Source organism: Ligilactobacillus cholophilus, assembly GCF_030389495.1.
GTDB lineage: Bacteria > Bacillota > Bacilli > Lactobacillales > Lactobacillaceae > Ligilactobacillus > Ligilactobacillus cholophilus.
Window position 1 is genome coordinate 1,113,679 of record NZ_CP127832.1, and the last position, 18,576, is coordinate 1,132,254.

Below are 18,576 nucleotides of genomic sequence, written 5' to 3' on the forward strand. Positions count from 1 at the left end.
TAAAAAAAAGCAAAAGAAAAAAGCAAGATTTACAATCTTGCTTTTTTCACAACAATTATTTATGTGCTTTTTCGAATGTCTTTTCGAATAAGTCATAGCTGAAATCTGCTGTTGTTGGTACAACTGTATCAGCTTTACCTAATTCAGCAGCATCTCCAACTGCAACTGCTGTCATTCCAGCATCTTTAATTGCTTGTACACCAGCAACTGCATCTTCAACACCAACACATTCACTTGGCTTTAAGTCAACTGCAGCAGCACCTGCTAAAAAGATATCTGGAGCTGGTTTACCATGTTCAACTTTTGATGGATCTGCAATTGCATCAAATGCATCGAATAAACCTAATTTTTTCAAAATTGCAGGAGCATTCTTTGATGCTGATGCTAATGACATCTTAACATTGTGTTCTTTTAATTGATCAATCAATTCAGGAATACCAGGTAAAATGTCTTTTTCTGATAAATCTTCAATTGCTTTCAAGTAGTAACCATTCTTTTCAGCTGCTAAATCTTGAATTTGTTCATCGCTGTATTTATCTAACATGTTGCCATATTCTAAAATCTTTTTCAAAGAGTCAATACGGCTAACACCTTTTAATTCAATTTCAAATTTTGCTGGTAAATCCAAGCCAAGTTTTTCCTTAGCTAATTGGCACCAAGCAGCGAAGTGATAACGTGCTGTATCTGTAATTACACCGTCTAAATCAAAAACGGCACCTTGCATTGTTTCCATTTTGTACCTCCAATAATTTCATATCATTACACCAAAACGCCAAAGTATTCCCCTGGCGTTTAGTGTTTGATGTTATTCCTTAACAAGTTGATGTTTAGGTAATTATTTTACTTCAACATCTTCTCCGTTAAGTTTGATTGTTAATGGTTCACCCTTCAACAACTTGATTTCTGTGTTTTCTTTTGTTACGTCGATTTCTAACAAACGATCACGGAAGTTCAAGCGGAAGTTATAGCCATTCCATGCTTGTGGTACGAATGGTTTGAATTGTAATTGGCCATCGTTAACACGCATGCCAGCGAAACCTTGAACAATTGCTAACCAACCACCTGACATAGCAGTGATGTGTAAACCATCTTTTGTATCATTGTTGTAGTTATCTAAGTCTAAACGAGCTGTACGTTCATATAATTCAACTGATTTTTCTTGGTAACGTAAATCAGCAGCCATAATTGCGTAAATTGGAGCTGAAAGACTTGATTCGTGAACTGTCAATGGTTCATAGAAGTCAAAGTTACGTTTCTTTTGTTCTTCTGTGAAGTCATCCATGAAGTACCACATTGCTTGCAATACATCAGCTTGTTTGATATATGGTGAGCGTAAAATCTTGTCCCATGACCAGTGTTGGTTAATTGGTAATTCATCAGCTGGAACTTTGTTAATTGGGTTGTTGTTTTCGTCTAATGTAATTTCCTTGTCTAAGAAACCATCGTGTTGTACGAAAATACCTAATTCTTTATCTTCTGGTAAGTACATCTTATCAACGATATCTTGCCATTTAGCTTTTTCTTCATCTGAAACTGCTAATTTCTTAGCTTGTTCTTCTGAAACTTCTTCTAATACTTCTAATGTGTATTTTAATTCCCACTTAGCTGTGGCATTTGTGTACCAGTTGTTGTCTACGTTGTTTTGGTATTCATCAGCACCTGTTACACCATGAATCATGTACTTGTCATTTCTTTCTGAGAAGTGTACACGATCTGCCCAGAAACGAGCGATTGCAACTAATACTTCACTACCTTCGTGTAAAGCATATGTGTTGTCGCCTGTTGTCTTTGCATAGTTGTAAATTGCGTATGCAATATCACTATTACGGTGAATTTCTTCAAATGTAATTTCCCATTCGTTGTGGCATTCTACACCGTTAAATGTAACCATTGGGTATAATGCACCATCTAAACCTTGTTGTTGAGCATTGTGGAATGCAGCTGGTAATTGATTGTAACGGTACATTAATAAGTTTTCTGAAACTTTAGGATCACTTGTACCTAAGTAAACTGGTAAACAGAATGCTTCAGTATCCCAGTATGTAGCACCACCATATTTTTCACCAGTGAAACCTTTTGGTCCGATGTTTAAGCGAGCATCATTACCGTAGTATGTTGAGAATAATTGGAATAAGTTGAAACGAATTCCTTGTTGTGCAGCTTCATCACCATCAATTGTGATGTCTGATTTTGTCCAACGTTCTGCCCAAGCATCTTCTTGTGCTTTAACTAATTGGTCGTATGATTGTTCGCCAGCTTTATTCATTAAGTTTGTTGTTGCTTCATCTAAAGCTTCATCTGTATCATAATCACGTGATGTTGTTACAATAACACGTTTTTCAAATGAAACAGTTTGATCTGGTTCAATTGTACCTTCGAAGTTATTTGCAATATATTTTTCTTCATTTTCAGATTTAGCAGCACTTAATTCTGTTTCGTGGCTCATTGCCATTTCAACAGTAAAACGAGGTGTACCAAAATTGTTTTCAACAGTTTGACCTACTAAACGTCCTGTCTTATCAGCAACTTCTTTATTTAAAACGCCCCAGAATTGTTCACCATAGTTTGAATCTTCGTTGTATACATCAGCATTGATTAATGATTGAACTTCAATCTTAACTGATTCATTGCTTAAGTTAGTGAATGTTAATTTGTTAGCATATAATTCTTTAAATGCAATACTTACAAAACGTTCTGATTTTACTTCGATCTTGTGACCGTCTTTTTCAACGATAAATGAACGACTTAAAATTCCACGTTTCATATCTAAGCATAATTCAAAATCGCTAAATGAATCTTTAGCTAAGTCAATTGATTCACCGTTGATCTTAATATCAACACTAATAAAGTCAATTGCGTTAGGAACTTTACCAAAGTATTCTGGATATCCAATTTTCCACCAACCAACACGAGTCTTGTCAGGATACCATACGCCACCTAAGTAAATTCCTTGGTGTGAGTCGCCAGAATATTTTTCTTCAAACATTCCACGCATACCCATGTATTCATTACCAATACTTGTCATACTTTCTTGGAGACGTTTATCTTCAGGATTTAATTCATGAGTGATAACTTTCCAAGGATCAATTTCAAATGTTCTTTTCATTTAATTCACCTCTTATTAGTATTTTTCTATTTGATACGCAATTTGCATGCGCTTATGTTCGCCAGCTGTTAACCGGACATTACCAAATTTACCATTATGTAATGAATCAGGCAAGGTCTGCACTTCAGTAGCTAGCGAGTTAAACAATCCCTTTTCATCATTAGCAGCATTCTTTGGATCAGCTGTAAAGATGACAAGTCCATTGCGATCACTGAAGATTTTTATTTTAACACATTTATTGTGTTCATTGACGACTGCAACTGGTTCTTTTAAACTATCTTGAACTTTATAAGCAGTATCAAATCCCTTTAAACCTTCTTCGTTACGCAATTTTGTAACAGCTTCTGCTAAATTTTGATCATTTGTAAAATCATATGCAGTACCATTAACTTTTTGTAACTCACCTGTTGGGATTTTATCTGCTGTTGTTTCAGTAATTTCATCACCATTAATATTTAATGTTGTATCGTTTAATCCTTGATCTAAAGCCCAATAAATATGAATTGTTGGGTCATAAACTGTGTCTGTTTTTGCTACAAGATCATATGTAACATTTAAACGATCTTCATCAGTTAAAAAGTAATTGATTTGTAATGTTAAATCACCAGGAAAGCCATCAACCGTAGGATCTAAATTTAAACTTAAAGTAACTTCATTATCAGCAACTTGATAGCCATCGAAAACTTGTGAACTAACACCATGTTCCCCTCCATGTAATGTATTAGTTCCTTCATTTACTGGCACTTGAACTAACTTATCATTTAATTCAAAGCAACCGTTCTTAATTCGACCAGCTACCCGACCAATTTGCTTGCAAATTTGATATGGATTTTCAACATATTCTTTTGCAGAATCAAAATTTACAACTAAATTTTGACGTTGTCCTTGGTTAATAATCGAAAATTCTTGGATAATACCTCCAAGTGATAAAATCACTACTTTAGTTTTATTTGCATTAGTTAATGTAAATCTTTGAATCTCTTTCCCCTGAATAACTTCTTTTTTCATAACTGACACCTACTTTAAATTAAATTTCACCATCAATTTGATCAGGTTCTGCAGGAGCTTCTGCACTTGTTTCTTTAATTAAGAATACAGATAATGCACCTAGTAACATAATAATTCCTGAGAATAAGAACATATTTGTTTGTTCGCCACCAAATAATGGGAAGAGAACGAAACTTGCTAATGAAGCAACAATTTGTGGTAAGCAAATTGAGCCATTAAAGAGACCTAAGTATGTTCCCATATGTTTACCAGATAATGCATTTGTAACAATTGTTAATGGATATGTATTCATAGCTGCCCATGCAATTCCAACTAATGTGAATGATACAAGTAATAACCACTTGTCATGGATGTAGAATACTGAACCAAAACCAACTGCACCTAATGCTAAACTACCAGCATAACCTAATTTGTGGAATTTGTTAGGTAACTTAGCTAAAACATATGACCAAATTACAGCAGCAATTGATTGAACAGCAGCTAAGATTCCATACCAGTTACCAGCATCTTGGAAACCAGCTGAAGCTGTATCTGTTGTGTGCCATACGTTAGCTGCAATTGCTCCGTTTGAATATGTCCATAAGTATTGGAAAGCAAACCAGCAGAAGAATTGAACTAATGTAACTGTCCAGAATGCACGTGGTGCTTTCTTCAACAATTCAAACATTCCAACTTTTTCTTCGTTATCTTCTTCAGTAATACCGTGATACTTAGCATATGTTGCTGGATCATATTCATGAACACGTAATACTGTAAATAAACTTGTAATAATTAAGATAATTGCACCAACATAGAATGATAATTTAACTGACATTGGTACATCACCCTTTTGGGCTGTATTAGCAATACCAAACATTGTTAAGATAAATGGGAAAATTGCAGCTAAAACTGCACCAGTGTTTGATAAGAAACTTTGAATCCCATATGCATAACTCTTTTGCTCATCATTAACCATATCACCAATCATCATTTTGAATGGTTGCATTGCAACATTTGATGATAAATCAAGAAAAGCAACAGTAACCGCAGCAAATGACATTGCAGCAATCGATGCATAACCTAAACCGAAACTTCCTGAGTTAGGAAGTAAGCACATTACAATTACAGCGACCAAAGTACCAAGTAATAAGTATGGTAAACGACGTCCACTTAATTTAGGTGCCCATGTTCGATCTGAAAAATAACCTACTAATGGTTGTACGATTAAGCCTGCCAATGGTGGCAAAATGAAAAACCAACCTAAATCATTAGGGTTTGCCCCAATAGTTTGAAAAATCCGACTCATTTGTGAGCTTTGTAAGGTGAAAGCCATTTGAACCCCTAAAAAGCCAAAGTTAATCATCCAGATTGTACTTGGTTTTAAATTAGGAAGCCCTGCTTTGGGCTTGTTATTATCCATAACATAAATCCTCCTAAATTCTGAAAATCGAATACGCACTAAATGTAAACGATTTCTTAATGTTTTATATTAAAAGTATACCGCTATCATTGATTTTATGCAACCGATTGCACAAAGCTTATTTGCTTTTAATCATTTTTTAATGTAAATTGCAAAGCCTTTCGGATTTAAAATTTCATCCTGATAACCGTTTTCTATTAATATTTCTGCATTTTCGATTGGAGAATTAATTTCAGCTACTCCTGTATTAAATCTTGCCTCTAAATTGCCGTAATTTAACTTCATGAAACCAAGTTCGTCGTCAATTTCGCTCCAATTTAACTGTTGAACATCTAAATATTTCACAATCTGTTTTCTTACCTTGATCAATTTTTGCATAAATGCATAAAAATCATGATCTTGTAATTTTTCATTCCAAACCATTGGCTTACGATCATCGGGGTCATTCTCACCTGTCATTCCGTATTCAGTTCCATAATAAATGCTTGGTGTCCCTGGTTGAATAAAAGTAAAGCCAAAAATTTGTTTAACTAAATCCATATCATCATGTGCTAACGTTTTAATTCTAGCTGTATCATGTGAATCTAAAACATTAAACATCATTCTGTCAGCAGCATCATTGTATAGCATCAATTGTCGATTTAAATTATTTTTCATTTCAGTAGCTGTAGTTACATGTTCAATAAAGTGTTCTTTGATTGCTTCAATATAAGCATAATTCATTACACCAGTAAATTGATCACCCTGTAACCATGGTTGAGCAGTATGCCAAATCTCTCCTAAAATATAAAAATCTGGTTTTAATGCGGTTGTTGCATCATGAAATTCACGCCAGAAATGATGGTCGATTTCATTAGCAACATCTAAACGCCATGCGTCTATATCGAATTCTTTGATCCAATATGTTGCAATTGATAGTAAGTAATCTTGAACCTCTTTATTTGTAGTATTTAATTTAGGCATGTGAGGTGTATAGTCAAAGGTTTCATAATTGGCATCCGCCGCAAACTCAAAATTATCAGTTGGCGTATAATGAACAGGAAATCCATTAATATGAAACCAATCTGCATATTGGGAATCTTTACCATGTTGAAGGACATCTTGCCATTGTGGAGATTGATCACCAATATGATTGAAAACTGCATCCAGCATCACTTTGATATTTCGTTTATGTGCTTCTGAAACTAATTTTTTAAATAATTCTTTGTTTCCAAAATGAGGATCGATTTCAAAATAATCTTCTGTATCATATTTATGATTAGATGGTGCTTTAAAAATTGGATTGAAATAGATTCCATTAACTCCTAAATCAACCAAGTGATCTAAATGATCAATTACACCTTGAAGATCACCGCCATAAAAATCTTGGCGTCCAGGATGAATAGTTGAATCCCATTCTTTTGTTCCCTTGGGATTAATAGTTGGATCTCCATTTGCAAAACGTTCTGGGAAAATTTGATACCAAACTGTATTCTTTACCCATTCTGGTGCATTAAACATATCAATTTGTTGAAAGAAAGGCATTCTAAAGTAATTATTTTCTTGCGCCAAATAATTTTCATCATAGTTAAATTGAAATCCTTGATCGTTATATAAAACTTGTTGTCCTTTTTGATCTGTAATAAAGAAGCCATATGCCAAGCGATGCTTAGGTTCAGTAATTGAAACTGTCCAGTAATCGTATAAGTCTGTACTTAATCCCTTCTTCATTGGAATTTTTCGATTGAACCATTTGCTGTTAAGTGAACGAATTGCATATGGATCTCCTGCAACTAGTTCAACACTTTCAATATCATCTTTAACTGTACGTAACCGAATTGACATTGTATCTTTTCCTGTTATAAATGCATATTCACTTTCGGGACGATGATAAATTCCTGTCAAATCCATTTGAAATTCCTTCTTTCTTTTAAGAAAGAGACTGTCCTTAAGTCCAGTCTCTTTGTTTAATTTTGATATTAAATTATTCGTTCGTGTCTAAGTTTTCTGCTTCTAAGGTTTCAACTTCGACTTTCTTACCATTTGTTGGATTATTCTTAGTTTCTTTTACAATCCAAACTGTAATAGCTCCGATTACAAAGAAAATTGCACCGAATAAGATCATCATTGCTGAACCATTACCGTTGCTTAATTTTGTAAGTAATGGGTAAATACCAAAACTAGCAACTGAGGCAACGATTTGTGGCAAACAAATCCAGCAGTTGAATAATCCAATGTAAGTACCATCATGTTTACCATCTAATGCATTAGTTAAAATAGTAAATGGAATTGAATTAATAGTTACCCAACCAATTCCAATGAAAATAAATGCAAAGACTGAAGTAACTTTATCATGGCAAAATGCCAACATAGCAAAACCGATTGCAGCACCAATTAATCCAGCAGAATAAAATGGTTTTCTTGTCTTATCGTTTAAATGAGATAGAACATAGCCATATAGAATTGATGCTACAGTTTGAACTGCTGACAATACCCCATACCAGTTACCGGCAGCTTGGAAACCTGCAGATGTTGCATCTGTAGTATGCCAAATATTAGCTGACAATGCACCTGGTGCATATGTCCATAAATATTGGAATGCAAACCAGCAGAAGAATTCTACAATTCCTAATGTCCAGAATACTTTAGGTGCATTTTTTTAAATATCTACGATTGAAGTTTTTTCTTTCTTTTGTGCTTCAGCATCAATTCCATGATACTCATTATACGTCTCTGGATCATATTCGTGTACCTTAAATACTGTAAAGAATGCAGTTACGCCCAAAATAATAGCACCAATATAGAATGAATAACGAACTGAAGCAGGAACGACACCTTTAGCAGCAACATTAGCAACTCCTAAAGCTGAAAGAATAAATGGGAATAAGTATGCAGCAAAACTACCAATGTTTGACCAAATAGTTTGCCATGCCCATGCTTTATCCTTTTGTTTATCGTTAACCATATCACCAATCATCATTTTGAATGGTTGCATTGACATATTAGACATTAAATCCATAAATAAAATAGAAATTGCACCGAACCATAAAGCAGCCATTGAAGCATAACCAAAACCAAATGATCCTGAGTTAGGTAGTAAGAACATAACAATCATCGCAACAATTGAACCAACGATTAGGTATGGAAGTCTTCTACCAATTTTGGGAATCCATGTATGATCAGAAAACCAACCAACTAAAGGTTGTACAATCATTCCGGCTAATGGTGGCAAAATGAAGAAGAAACCTAATTTAGTTGGATCTGCTCCAATTGTTTGAAAAATACGACTCATTTGTGAACTTTGAAGTGAGAATGCCATTGATGTTCCCAAATTACCAAACGTCATTAACATTAAAACGCTCATGGCTAAATTGGGCATTGGCTTGTGTTTTTGCTTTGAATTGTCCATGATAATTCCTCCCCAAAACTATAATGTTGTACTCCTATTGCAAACGCTTTCAATTAGATTACATTTACATTATAGTTCCATTCATTTTCTTTTGCAACCGTTTTCAATAACTAAATTAAAAAAAGACATAACTTAAATTATGTCCTTAAATTTCTTTTTATTTAGTTGAATGTCTTCTAACTATTTTATGTGGGATTGTTACATGTGGAAATCCAGCTTGTTGCTTATCAAATGAAGGTAAATCATCTGTTTTAAGAATCAGCTTAGCTGCTTGCGTCCCTAATGAATCAGGGAAAATCTCAATTGAAGTAATCGATGGATGTGCTGCCCGAGCAAAAATCGAATTATTAAAACTGATTATTCCGTAATCAGGACTTTTTCGATTAGTAGCCAATAACATATCTTGTAAAGTAATCGCCATAATATCATCACTTACAACAAATGAATCAATTTCAGGATGAGTTTCCAAAAAATGATTTAATTTCTCTAATAATTTTTGTGATTCCATTTTAAATTCTATAGTCTTTTTAGCATTTTTCTGCAATTCTTGTGAGTAACCAATATAACGATCATATTGAACCATTTCGGTCAGATTACTATAAACAAATACCGGTGTCTTATATCCACAGCTAATTAAATAACTAGTTGCATCTTGCCCGCATTTGACATTATCGTTATTTACATATAAAGTTTCATTTTCCCATTTAGTAGGTTCACCAATCAAAACATAATTAACTTTTTCATCTCTTAAAAAATTAACTACCTGGTCACTTTTTTGTGAATATGTAACAATAAATTTATTTGTTTTTCCTTGAATAATCATGGTCTTTATATTTTTAATTAATTCATGGTCATTTTTTCCAGTAGCAATTGAAACTAAATATGATTGTTGATTACAAACAGCTGTAATTCCCTGAATTATTTGTGAAAAAAAGGGATTATTGGCAACTGATTGTTTATTTGGCGGTAAAATTACACCAATAATATTTGATGAACTATTTGCTAAGTTTTGAGCTGCAAAATTAGGTTCATAATTTAACTCTTTCATCGCTGCCCAAATTTTTTCTTTTGTATCTCTACTAATCAAAGAGCTATCATGTAACGCACGTGATACCGTTGATGGTGATACCCCTGCTCTTTGAGCTACATCCTTAATTGTAGTCATAAAATTCCCCTTCTTTTGATTGATAGACTTATTATATTGCAAATTATTAAAATTAAAAAATATAAATGTTCAACAATCATAAAATTATTGTTGATAGTTTTATATAATAAAAAATGAGATTATGCAAATATCATAATTTCATTTTTATTCTAGTGATTTAATTCATTTAAATATACATTTTTATCATTCTCAGAAAAACACATAAATGTAACATTGATAGAATAATCTGCATGTTCATTGATCCATTTTCTTACCGTTTCAACTGCAATTTTGGTTGCTTCATGAATTGGATAATGATAAACGCCAGTTGAAATTGCCGGAAAAGCAATTGAATGAATTTTATTTTCTTTTGCAACTTCTAGACTATTCCAATAACAACAGGCTAATTTGGGAGCATCTATTTCACTTTTGTGATAAATTGGACCAACTGTATGAATAATATACTTGGCAGGCAAAAGGTATCCTTTTGTAATTTTAGCTTCACCAGTTTTACATCCATTTAAAGCTCGACAAGCAACATTTAATTCTTTTCCTGCTGCACGATGAATTGCACCATCAACTCCTCCACCACCTAAAAGTGTGGAATTAGCTGCATTTACAATTGCATCTCCTTTAAATTTAGTTATATCACCTAATTTAACTGTTATTTCTGACATTCTAATTATTTCCTTTATTCATCTTTTAATTGACTAGCATCGTTATTAACTTCGGTTTGTTGATTTGAATTTTGATAATAATCTTGAAGCAAATCATTATACGAAATAGTTCGTGTTGCCATTCCTGCATCCGCAACGGTTTGACCTGGTTTAGGATCAACATACTTGATTGTGACAACGTCGCCATTCCGTTTGTAATAAATATAACTTTCTGGATCACCATTTGCAGAAATAAAGTTATAACCAGTAACTTCTCCTCCAGTATCATTAACAGTTCCATAATACATTTCGCCAGAACTCAAACCACCTTTAAACCAATCTGGAGATTGTAATAATCCAACCATTACACCTAATTGCTTATTAGTTACGTTTGGAACTGTTTGATTGGATTGTGCCACATTTTCTGTACTTTGAGCATTAGCTGAAGATTCCATTTCTTCAGTGTTGTTATCTGCAACTAAACTCGACTCATTAACCGTCGAACTAATATTGGAACTTAATTTACTACTTTCAACCATTGAAGATGAGTCAGTTTCTTCAACATTTTCTGTTTTAGGACTTGTATGATGATGGGTACTCTTACTATCATGAGTTCCACATGCTCCTAGAATTAAAGTTGTTGCACATAAAAGTCCTCCAAATATAATCTGTTTTTTCATCATGCATATCTCCTCTTTTTCCTATACATAAATTATATACGTTTAGTCATTTAAAATGGAATTTAAAGACTTTTTAAAATTGCTGATTGTGCTAATCTTATAATTTTTAATTTTTTATTCGCGTATAGTTTATTGTCCGTACTATTTTCTAATCTTACATATGCAACAACCGAACAAAGATAAATAATTTAATTGTATTAAATTTAATTGTTCACAATTTAAAAAATACATAAACTTGAATTGTGTCGCCTTAATGTTAGAATACTTTCCGAGGTGAGAGGGAATGAAAAAGAACAAGCATTCAAAAATTATTAATGATGTAAATTATTATCCTATTCATTCTATTGGTGCTTTAATTTCTCAACTCAAATTAGCACCAAATAAAATGGAAAAATGGCTAACAAAACATGTAGCAAAATAGTTTCTACTACTTCTGAAAATTAGTTTCTATCGTTTATCTAATATCTACTAAAAAAGTGGCTATGTCTTACATAGCCACTTTTTATTATTGTCTTTCTTTTCTCCAAACCATCAATAAAATTATCCACGTCAATACTGAAACTACAATTCCAATATTTAATAATGGTGGCCAGAATGATAAGGTAACAGTATGTTTACCGCTCTTCATTGGAACAGCAACAAATGCACCTAATGCTTTCTTGATTTTAACTGACTTACCGTCAACTTGTGCATGCCATCCGCTACTATATGGAATTGTGGTCATTAATGTATCTTGATTATTTGGTATATTAATAGTCCCTTCAAGATTTAATTTTCCCTTATATGAAAGTTTAAATTCATCTTGTTTAACCTGATATACATCTTGTTGTAACTTACTTAAATCAAATTGATAAACTCGCAAACTTCCAAGTGAAATTGCATTACCATCAATTGGTTCAATTTCAATCTTAATTGTTGAACCGGGAACATTTGCTGCCACATTAATTAATGCTGGATGGGCAATATTTCCTACTCCTGGCAAAGGATGATCATTGATCTTAATATTAGCATTCCACAAAATGTTTGAATCCATTTGAATATAATATGGTTGTGCAGTTACATTACGTAAAATAACCGTATATCTAGATGGTTGTTTTTTGTTATCAGTAATTAAAGTCCCATTAGCCCCATTATCTAAATGACAATTTATTGCTTCAATTGAATATCCAATTTCATTGAAATAATTCTCATTTTTGCCAGTAATTGCGTTCATTACTGCATTTTGATTAGCGGCAGCATTATCTGTGCTCATTTCTGGTAAATGATAGACATTTCGATTGGCAGCAAAACCAATTCCCATCGCTAATGGATTACTATAAGTTACTGCTGATGAAGATTCATGAATTCGTGTATAGTATGAAACATCAGGACGATAAGAAATTGCTGGAGTTACATTGCTACCATTCAAATTTTCAAATTGATTAGCTGGTGCTAAATAATATTGAATATTAAATATAGCATCAGTTAATGGTGTCCCTTTAGTATAATTTACTTTTCCTGTATAAGTTGGTTGACCTAGGTCATCCATTAATTTTGTAACTGCCGCTCTTTGAGTGGAGCTAAAGTTAGAAATTCCATTATACGAACCTTGTAATGAATCATTTTCGGTACGTTGGTATGTTTTAGCAATGCGGTAAAATTCATCCGCTTTTACGTTTTCTTTTATCCACTTAGCATCACTATCTAATGCAGTTGTAAATGCTGCAAAATCCGTTTGTTTAGTCCATTGAAAGACTTTTAAAGTAAGATCTGCATTAGTTCCTGCTTCAACGATTGCCAAAATAAGAACTGCTAAAAGGGCAAGCGATTTTGCTCTCAAATTTCTAATCTTCTCGTGATCTAATAATAAAGTTAAACTCAAAGCAATAAACATCAAACAGAAGAAAAATGCACTTAAAATAATTTTTTGATTATTCAAGAAATCAAAATTTTTATATTGGATTGCAATTAAAAGTAATCCGATTATAGGAATAATAAATGCAATAAACAGCTGATATTTCTGCGGTTTACCAATCATTGTGAGTCCACGAATCGCTAAGATTACCATCCAAATTCCAATTACGAAACTAAAGCGATATGGATAAAAGACTGGATATTGAAAAATATGCCAAAATAAATCTAATGGACTGAAACATAATGACAAAAATAGAAATCCACTAACTAGAAATGCAGCAATTTTTTCCTTTAAAGGAATACGCTTAGCAACAAAATATAAAATAAAACCAATTATAATTGCAGAACCAATAAATAAGTTAGGTAATCCACCTTGAATTTGCTCATCATTAACTGTTCCAATCAAAAACTTACTTATCATTTTCCATGGTGCGTATTCAATTTTGATAGGAATGTTAGCAAGCATATATTGTCCTTTACTATGTGAAATATCATAATAAGCTGGCATTAATAAGAAGCTAACTGCGGTTGCCCCTAAAATTCCACCAAGTGCGAAACGCCATGCATGCTGCCCAAAATTCTTCCAGCCATTCCATTGACGTACTGCTGTCCAAACGAAATACAAGCAAGCAAAAATACATGCCATGTACCCCATGTAAAAATTAATCAACAAAGTTAATGCAACAAAAACTGTAAAATATAAGAATTTGTCAGTTGAGATAATTTTTTCAATTCCATATAACATAAAAGGCAATAAAATCAAAACATCAAGCCACATGATATTAAATTGATTAGCAATTGCCCATCCCATTAATGGATAGAAAACAGATACCATTGGTAGATATTTTTCTACTTTTTGATTATTAAATGTGTGTCCCAGAAAATAACAAATTGCATATCCTGCGAATCCATATTTCAAAAGAGTAATCACTAATACACCAACGGTTATATATTTTGCAGGTACTAGCAATAATAATAAATTGAATGGACTCAAAAGATAATATGCCCATAAACCAACAGTCTCCCCGCCTAAGCCATTGGTAAATGAGTAAAAGAACTGACTGGGATGATGTAAAATTGTATCGCGATAAAACGCAAAGAAATCAACATATTGTTCATTTAGGTCATATGTAAAAAGTGTATTTTGACCAAAAGGAAAGATATGTTGCATGATAAAAATCACTAAAATAGTCAATAATGGTAATAAGAAATAAATTCCATATTGAGCTTTTTTAGTTAATTGTTGTATTTTTTTCATAGTCCACCTCTCACTTTTTTATCATTTGTTATTGTATCATTTGTATTAAATTTAATGAAATCACGTCCTAAAATACCATTATTTGTTTCACAAATTTTTATTGTAATCAATCAAATTTTATTAAATCAAAAAAAATTAATGCTTATATATCAGCATTTTTGATTGAAATATAAAAAAAATTATATCAATTTAAATTGATATAATTGTTGACTATATATTTACTTAGCTTTATTATTCATGATAAGGGCTTTATCAATACATACCGGACGTATGTTAACGCTCTAATTTGAGGATGTCGACCGCATCCTCATTTTTATTTAGATTAAAAATTTATTGATTTAGTTTTTTTACAAAGTCAATTATCTGTTCTACTTTAATTTGATCTGGATTCCCTTCCCATAAACAAACCAATTGTCCTGTAGTAGGCACTTTTGATTGCAAAGTTTGCCCATTATTCTTCATGGTTTTCGTATCAATTTCATTAAAATTCCGCGGATTATTTTGTTTAAAGTTTTGAATAAAATTAGTAACTTCAGTCTGGTTATTTAGCTGATCAACCATAATGTAATTATATATACTATTGGCATTTATAATGGGATGATCTTTTAATTGAGTTACTGTTGTTCTTTTAGCCTTTCGTTCTTTTATATCACTCTTTTTTTCTGCATTTCCTGATTGCGACCAATAAGCAACCGTGATTTTATCGCTTAATTTATTTTCCTTACGCAAAGCATCATTCCATACAATTGTCTTAAAATCATGTTGGTTTTCATATTGATTTAACTGATTAAAATAATGCACTAATTTTTTATTATTATTAATTCCTCCGGCAACTTCATCTCCTCCCATCAAAAGATAGGATACTTGTTGCCCCTGAAAAATTGAATTGATTTCGGCATAGATTTTTTTCATAAAACGAATTGTCGCTTTATTACTAAAATTAAGTGTTTCACTATCAGTAACGATTTTTTTTGCAAGATATGGATGATGTTTCCTGATTAACTTTATCAGTGCTTTACAGTGTCCAGGAGTATCAAAATCTGGAATTACCACAATTCCATGCTCTTTTGCATGTTTAACAATCGCCTTCAAATCACTTGCTGAAAGCGTATCTTTTGTATCTTTATTTTTTAAGTTTTTTAGTTGAATTGCAACATGCGAATTATCATTTAAATGCAATACTAAGTAACTAAATTTATTAGGATCCATCTGATCGATTACTGTACAAATTTGCTTTTGATCCATTGGAAAGCGTGCAACATCTAATAGAATACCGTTTCGTTCACTAATCTTATTTGTGTCTGTTTGTTTATTATCTTGCATTACTTGAGCATTTGTTGTATCTGCTTTAACTTGAATTGGAATACTTAATAATAATGATATTGTCACTAACGCCAATAAGATTTTTTTCATTCTTTCCCCTTCTTTGTTAATTTAAGCCAACGCTTCCGTAATTGATATGCGATTGCTTTTGGTTGCCGATCTCGTGTTAAAATTCCCTTTCGATTACCATTAACACGAATTAATCCTGCCGGTGTTTCAAAATCTGCAAAATTCCATAACAATTCTCCTGCCACATAATCTAATTCATCAAAAACTTTAAAGTTCATCTGATAATAATCAGTTTGATATTCTTCAGAATAAGGAGTACGTTTAAACGAATGCATTCCAGCTATAGTGTCTGCACCAAATTCTGTAAAAATGATTGGCTTATCAGGAAACTTTTGATGCCAAACAGCTAGTTCATCATGCAGATTAGCTTGTGCTGTCTTTAAGTCATCAAAGTCTATATACCAGCCATAATAACGATTTAAGGCAATTACATCAAACAAATCAGTTGTTAAATCTACATCAGGAGTGGCTACTGCAATTTTAGGTGCCATCAAAGGTAATTTTTGCCAATCCAATTGATGTGTATAATCTACAATTTCCTTGAAATACTCATGAGCTCCCTGTTGTTGACTGCTGGTTCATTAGCAACTGACCACATGATTACAGCAGGATGATTTTGATCACGTTCAATCATTTCTTTCAATGCTTGTTTATGGTTAGCCATTGTGTCGAAATCTTTCCAAGTATTTTCTTGAGTTTTCATTGTAAGGGCTGCTGTAAAGTTTTTATATAGGCCTACAGCAGGAACTTCATCAATCACCAAGAAACCATCCTGATCTGCAAGTTGCATTTCTTCTTCAGAATAAGGATAATGAGAAGTTCGAAAAGCATTTGCATGCATCCATTTCATCACGTTATGATCATGATTAATTACTGCACGATTCATTCCTTTACCAATAACTGGAAAATCTTCATGCCGTCCGAAGCCTTTTAAGTAAACTGGTTCGTCGTTAACATAAATTTGACAGTCTTTAATCTTGACGGTGCGGACACCAAATTTTTGAGTATATGTATCGATCAGTTGCTCTTTTTCATCCCATAGGCAAATTTTTAATTCATATAAGTATGAATTTAATGGTTGCCATAAATGAGTGTCTGAGATCACTAAAGGTTTGGTATCAGCAACACTTGAACTCCGTGCGCTTTCAACCATATTACCCTCTTGGTCAAATATTTCCAGGGAAATATCGTGATATGTTCCACTAATTTCAACTAATGGATTAACAACCGTCTCCTTTAAATCTGTATCATATTTCACACAAATACTTTCAATATGTGCTTGCTTTGCTGTTGTATACAACCGCACAGGTCGATGAATTCCAGCATAATTAAAGAAATCAAAATTAGGTGTAACTTCATATTTACCATCATGCTCACTCAATTCAGCTGCAGGAACTGTAGTTTCATCTAATAAGTTTGAAACACGCACTTTCAAATCATTTTCGCCAATTTTTAAAACATCATCTGGAAGTTCAATTTCAAATGGAGTAAACCCACCTATATGTTTTCCTAATAATTTTCCATTTACATAAATCCAGGCTTGATGTGTTACTGAACCAAAATGAAGTACATTGCGTTGTTCTTTTTGCAACATTGAAATGTTAAATTGAGTTTCATACCAAAAATATCCATTGTGTTCACTAATTTTTGAATCAATTAATTGATCATTATATGATGCTGGCACTGCCATTTTGATTGTATCCGTTAAAGTTTTAGTAGTATCAACTTTTTCGTTAGGTTTTTCAACGTAAAAATCCCAAAAACCATCTAATGAATTGACAATGCGACAAGCGTTCGTTTGAGGATACAACATAATAAAACTTCTTTCTACTAAGTAATTTATTTTTTATTTTAATGAAGATTAGATAAAATGTTAAATAAAAGGTATAAGTGTTTTTATTAATGATCAGACTAATTGGAGGTGCTTTTTATGTCGAATAAAAGATTAACTATTTTGGCAGGAATTAATGGTGCAGGTAAAACAACTTTACGCAATGAACATCCAGAATTATTTCATCGAATGCAAGTCATTGATTCAGATAATTATCTTCGTGCTTTTAATGGTAATTGGCGACGCACTTCAGATCGTCTCAAGGCAATCTCACAAGCAAATCAAGCACTTGAGGGAGCTCTTGGTCAGGGGATATCAATTGTGTGGGAAGTTGAAATGGCTGGAAGTGCTAAAAGTGAAACAGAAATGATCACCCTTGCACGTGAAGCTGGCTACAATGTGAATTTAATCTATGTTACTGTTAAAGATGCTGAAATTTCATTAGAACGTGTTCTTCATCGTTTCCGTAATGGCGGATTTGGTGGTACACAACTAAACTTACCGGAAAGGTATGCACGAGTTAAAGAAAATATGACTAAACTAAAATCATTATTTGATTGTGTGATGATTTTTGATAATACAGAACAATTAACTTGTGTATATGATGAATGTGATGGCGAAGTTACTGTTAACAAGTTATCAGAAACTCCATGGGCTAAAATCTAATATTCTTGAATAAGGTTGTGATTGATAAAATCACAACCTTTTATTTAAAAACGAACTATATCATCAAACAACCAACTATCTTTCAACATAAAGCGTGATATTATTTCTAATATTGCGATTATAGTTAACTTTTGATAATATAAAAGCATAGAATC

The 18,576-nt window shown here is 32.7% G+C and carries 14 protein-coding genes and 1 pseudogene; 2 read left to right on the forward strand and 13 right to left on the reverse strand.

The annotated features are described in order from the left end of the window. Positions 1–55: 55 nt before the first annotated feature. From pgmB to QPK35_RS05935, 9 genes and pseudogenes are all read right to left on the reverse strand, one after another. The gene (gene pgmB, locus QPK35_RS05895) at positions 56–724 is read right to left on the reverse strand and encodes a beta-phosphoglucomutase (protein WP_290034251.1); all 669 of its coding nucleotides are present in this window, start codon (positions 722–724) and stop codon (positions 56–58) included. 111 nt (positions 725–835) lie between these two features. Then, the gene (locus QPK35_RS05900; RefSeq protein ID WP_290033037.1) at positions 836–3,106 is read right to left on the reverse strand and encodes a glycoside hydrolase family 65 protein; all 2,271 of its coding nucleotides are present in this window, start codon (positions 3,104–3,106) and stop codon (positions 836–838) included. Between the two features lie 15 nt (positions 3,107–3,121). Then, positions 3,122–4,114, reverse strand: coding sequence for an aldose epimerase family protein (locus tag QPK35_RS05905; RefSeq protein WP_290033038.1), 993 nt, complete (start codon positions 4,112–4,114; stop codon positions 3,122–3,124). A gap of 19 nt (positions 4,115–4,133) precedes the next feature. Then, the gene (locus QPK35_RS05910; protein ID WP_290033039.1) at positions 4,134–5,513 is read right to left on the reverse strand and encodes an SLC45 family MFS transporter; all 1,380 of its coding nucleotides are present in this window, start codon (positions 5,511–5,513) and stop codon (positions 4,134–4,136) included. Between the two features lie 132 nt (positions 5,514–5,645). Next, positions 5,646–7,403, reverse strand: a complete 1,758-nt coding sequence (locus tag QPK35_RS05915; protein WP_290033040.1) for a glycoside hydrolase family 13 protein — start codon at positions 7,401–7,403, stop codon at positions 5,646–5,648. A 73-nt stretch (positions 7,404–7,476) separates the two neighbouring features. Continuing rightward, positions 7,477–8,901, reverse strand: a pseudogene (locus QPK35_RS05920) (SLC45 family MFS transporter). Positions 8,902–9,058: 157 nt separating this feature from the next. Continuing rightward, the gene (locus QPK35_RS05925; RefSeq protein WP_290033041.1) at positions 9,059–10,066 is read right to left on the reverse strand and encodes a LacI family DNA-binding transcriptional regulator; all 1,008 of its coding nucleotides are present in this window, start codon (positions 10,064–10,066) and stop codon (positions 9,059–9,061) included. A gap of 149 nt (positions 10,067–10,215) precedes the next feature. Then, positions 10,216–10,722, reverse strand: coding sequence for an O-acetyl-ADP-ribose deacetylase (locus QPK35_RS05930; RefSeq protein ID WP_290033042.1), 507 nt, complete (start codon positions 10,720–10,722; stop codon positions 10,216–10,218). 14 nt (positions 10,723–10,736) lie between these two features. Continuing rightward, positions 10,737–11,381, reverse strand: a complete 645-nt coding sequence (locus QPK35_RS05935; RefSeq protein WP_290033043.1) for an Lreu_0056 family protein — start codon at positions 11,379–11,381, stop codon at positions 10,737–10,739. A 283-nt stretch (positions 11,382–11,664) separates the two neighbouring features. On the opposite strand from QPK35_RS05935, the gene QPK35_RS05940 reads away from it, so the two are divergent. Beyond that, positions 11,665–11,802, forward strand: a complete 138-nt coding sequence (locus QPK35_RS05940; protein ID WP_290033044.1) for a hypothetical protein — start codon at positions 11,665–11,667, stop codon at positions 11,800–11,802. Positions 11,803–11,886: 84 nt separating this feature from the next. Here QPK35_RS05940 and QPK35_RS05945 read toward each other — a convergent pair whose 3' ends face one another. The 4 genes from QPK35_RS05945 to QPK35_RS05960 form a co-directional block, all read right to left on the reverse strand. Next, complete coding sequence (locus tag QPK35_RS05945; RefSeq protein WP_290033045.1) at positions 11,887–14,532, reverse strand: YfhO family protein; 2,646 nt, start codon at positions 14,530–14,532, stop codon at positions 11,887–11,889. A 330-nt stretch (positions 14,533–14,862) separates the two neighbouring features. Then, entirely contained in the window at positions 14,863–15,945 is a 1,083-nt protein-coding gene (locus QPK35_RS05950; RefSeq protein WP_290033046.1) for a family 20 glycosylhydrolase, read from the reverse strand. Continuing rightward, entirely contained in the window at positions 15,942–16,439 is a 498-nt protein-coding gene (locus QPK35_RS05955; protein WP_290033047.1) for a glycoside hydrolase family 2 TIM barrel-domain containing protein, read from the reverse strand. Before QPK35_RS05955 ends, QPK35_RS05950 begins: the two co-directional genes overlap by 4 nt. 14 nt (positions 16,440–16,453) lie before the next feature. After that, positions 16,454–17,737, reverse strand: a complete 1,284-nt coding sequence (locus QPK35_RS05960; RefSeq protein WP_290033048.1) for a glycoside hydrolase family 2 TIM barrel-domain containing protein — start codon at positions 17,735–17,737, stop codon at positions 16,454–16,456. A 117-nt stretch (positions 17,738–17,854) separates the two neighbouring features. On the opposite strand from QPK35_RS05960, the gene QPK35_RS05965 reads away from it, so the two are divergent. Continuing rightward, positions 17,855–18,421, forward strand: a complete 567-nt coding sequence (locus QPK35_RS05965; RefSeq protein ID WP_290033049.1) for an AAA family ATPase — start codon at positions 17,855–17,857, stop codon at positions 18,419–18,421. The last annotated feature ends 155 nt before the right edge of the window (positions 18,422–18,576 follow it).

Coding starts and splice junctions, on each gene's coding strand:
- pgmB (WP_290034251.1), bottom strand. CDS start 724: ATGCAAGGTGCCGTTTTTGATTTAGACGGTGTAATTACAGATACAGCA.
- QPK35_RS05900 (WP_290033037.1), bottom strand. CDS start 3,106: ATGAAAAGAACATTTGAAATTGATCCTTGGAAAGTTATCACTCATGAA.
- QPK35_RS05905 (WP_290033038.1), bottom strand. CDS start 4,114: ATGAAAAAAGAAGTTATTCAGGGGAAAGAGATTCAAAGATTTACATTA.
- QPK35_RS05910 (WP_290033039.1), bottom strand. CDS start 5,513: ATGGATAATAACAAGCCCAAAGCAGGGCTTCCTAATTTAAAACCAAGT.
- QPK35_RS05915 (WP_290033040.1), bottom strand. CDS start 7,403: ATGGATTTGACAGGAATTTATCATCGTCCCGAAAGTGAATATGCATTT.
- QPK35_RS05925 (WP_290033041.1), bottom strand. CDS start 10,066: ATGACTACAATTAAGGATGTAGCTCAAAGAGCAGGGGTATCACCATCA.
- QPK35_RS05930 (WP_290033042.1), bottom strand. CDS start 10,722: ATGTCAGAAATAACAGTTAAATTAGGTGATATAACTAAATTTAAAGGA.
- QPK35_RS05935 (WP_290033043.1), bottom strand. CDS start 11,381: ATGAAAAAACAGATTATATTTGGAGGACTTTTATGTGCAACAACTTTA.
- QPK35_RS05940 (WP_290033044.1), top strand. CDS start 11,665: ATGAAAAAGAACAAGCATTCAAAAATTATTAATGATGTAAATTATTAT.
- QPK35_RS05945 (WP_290033045.1), bottom strand. CDS start 14,532: ATGAAAAAAATACAACAATTAACTAAAAAAGCTCAATATGGAATTTAT.
- QPK35_RS05950 (WP_290033046.1), bottom strand. CDS start 15,945: ATGAAAAAAATCTTATTGGCGTTAGTGACAATATCATTATTATTAAGT.
- QPK35_RS05960 (WP_290033048.1), bottom strand. CDS start 17,737: ATGTTGTATCCTCAAACGAACGCTTGTCGCATTGTCAATTCATTAGAT.
- QPK35_RS05965 (WP_290033049.1), top strand. CDS start 17,855: ATGTCGAATAAAAGATTAACTATTTTGGCAGGAATTAATGGTGCAGGT.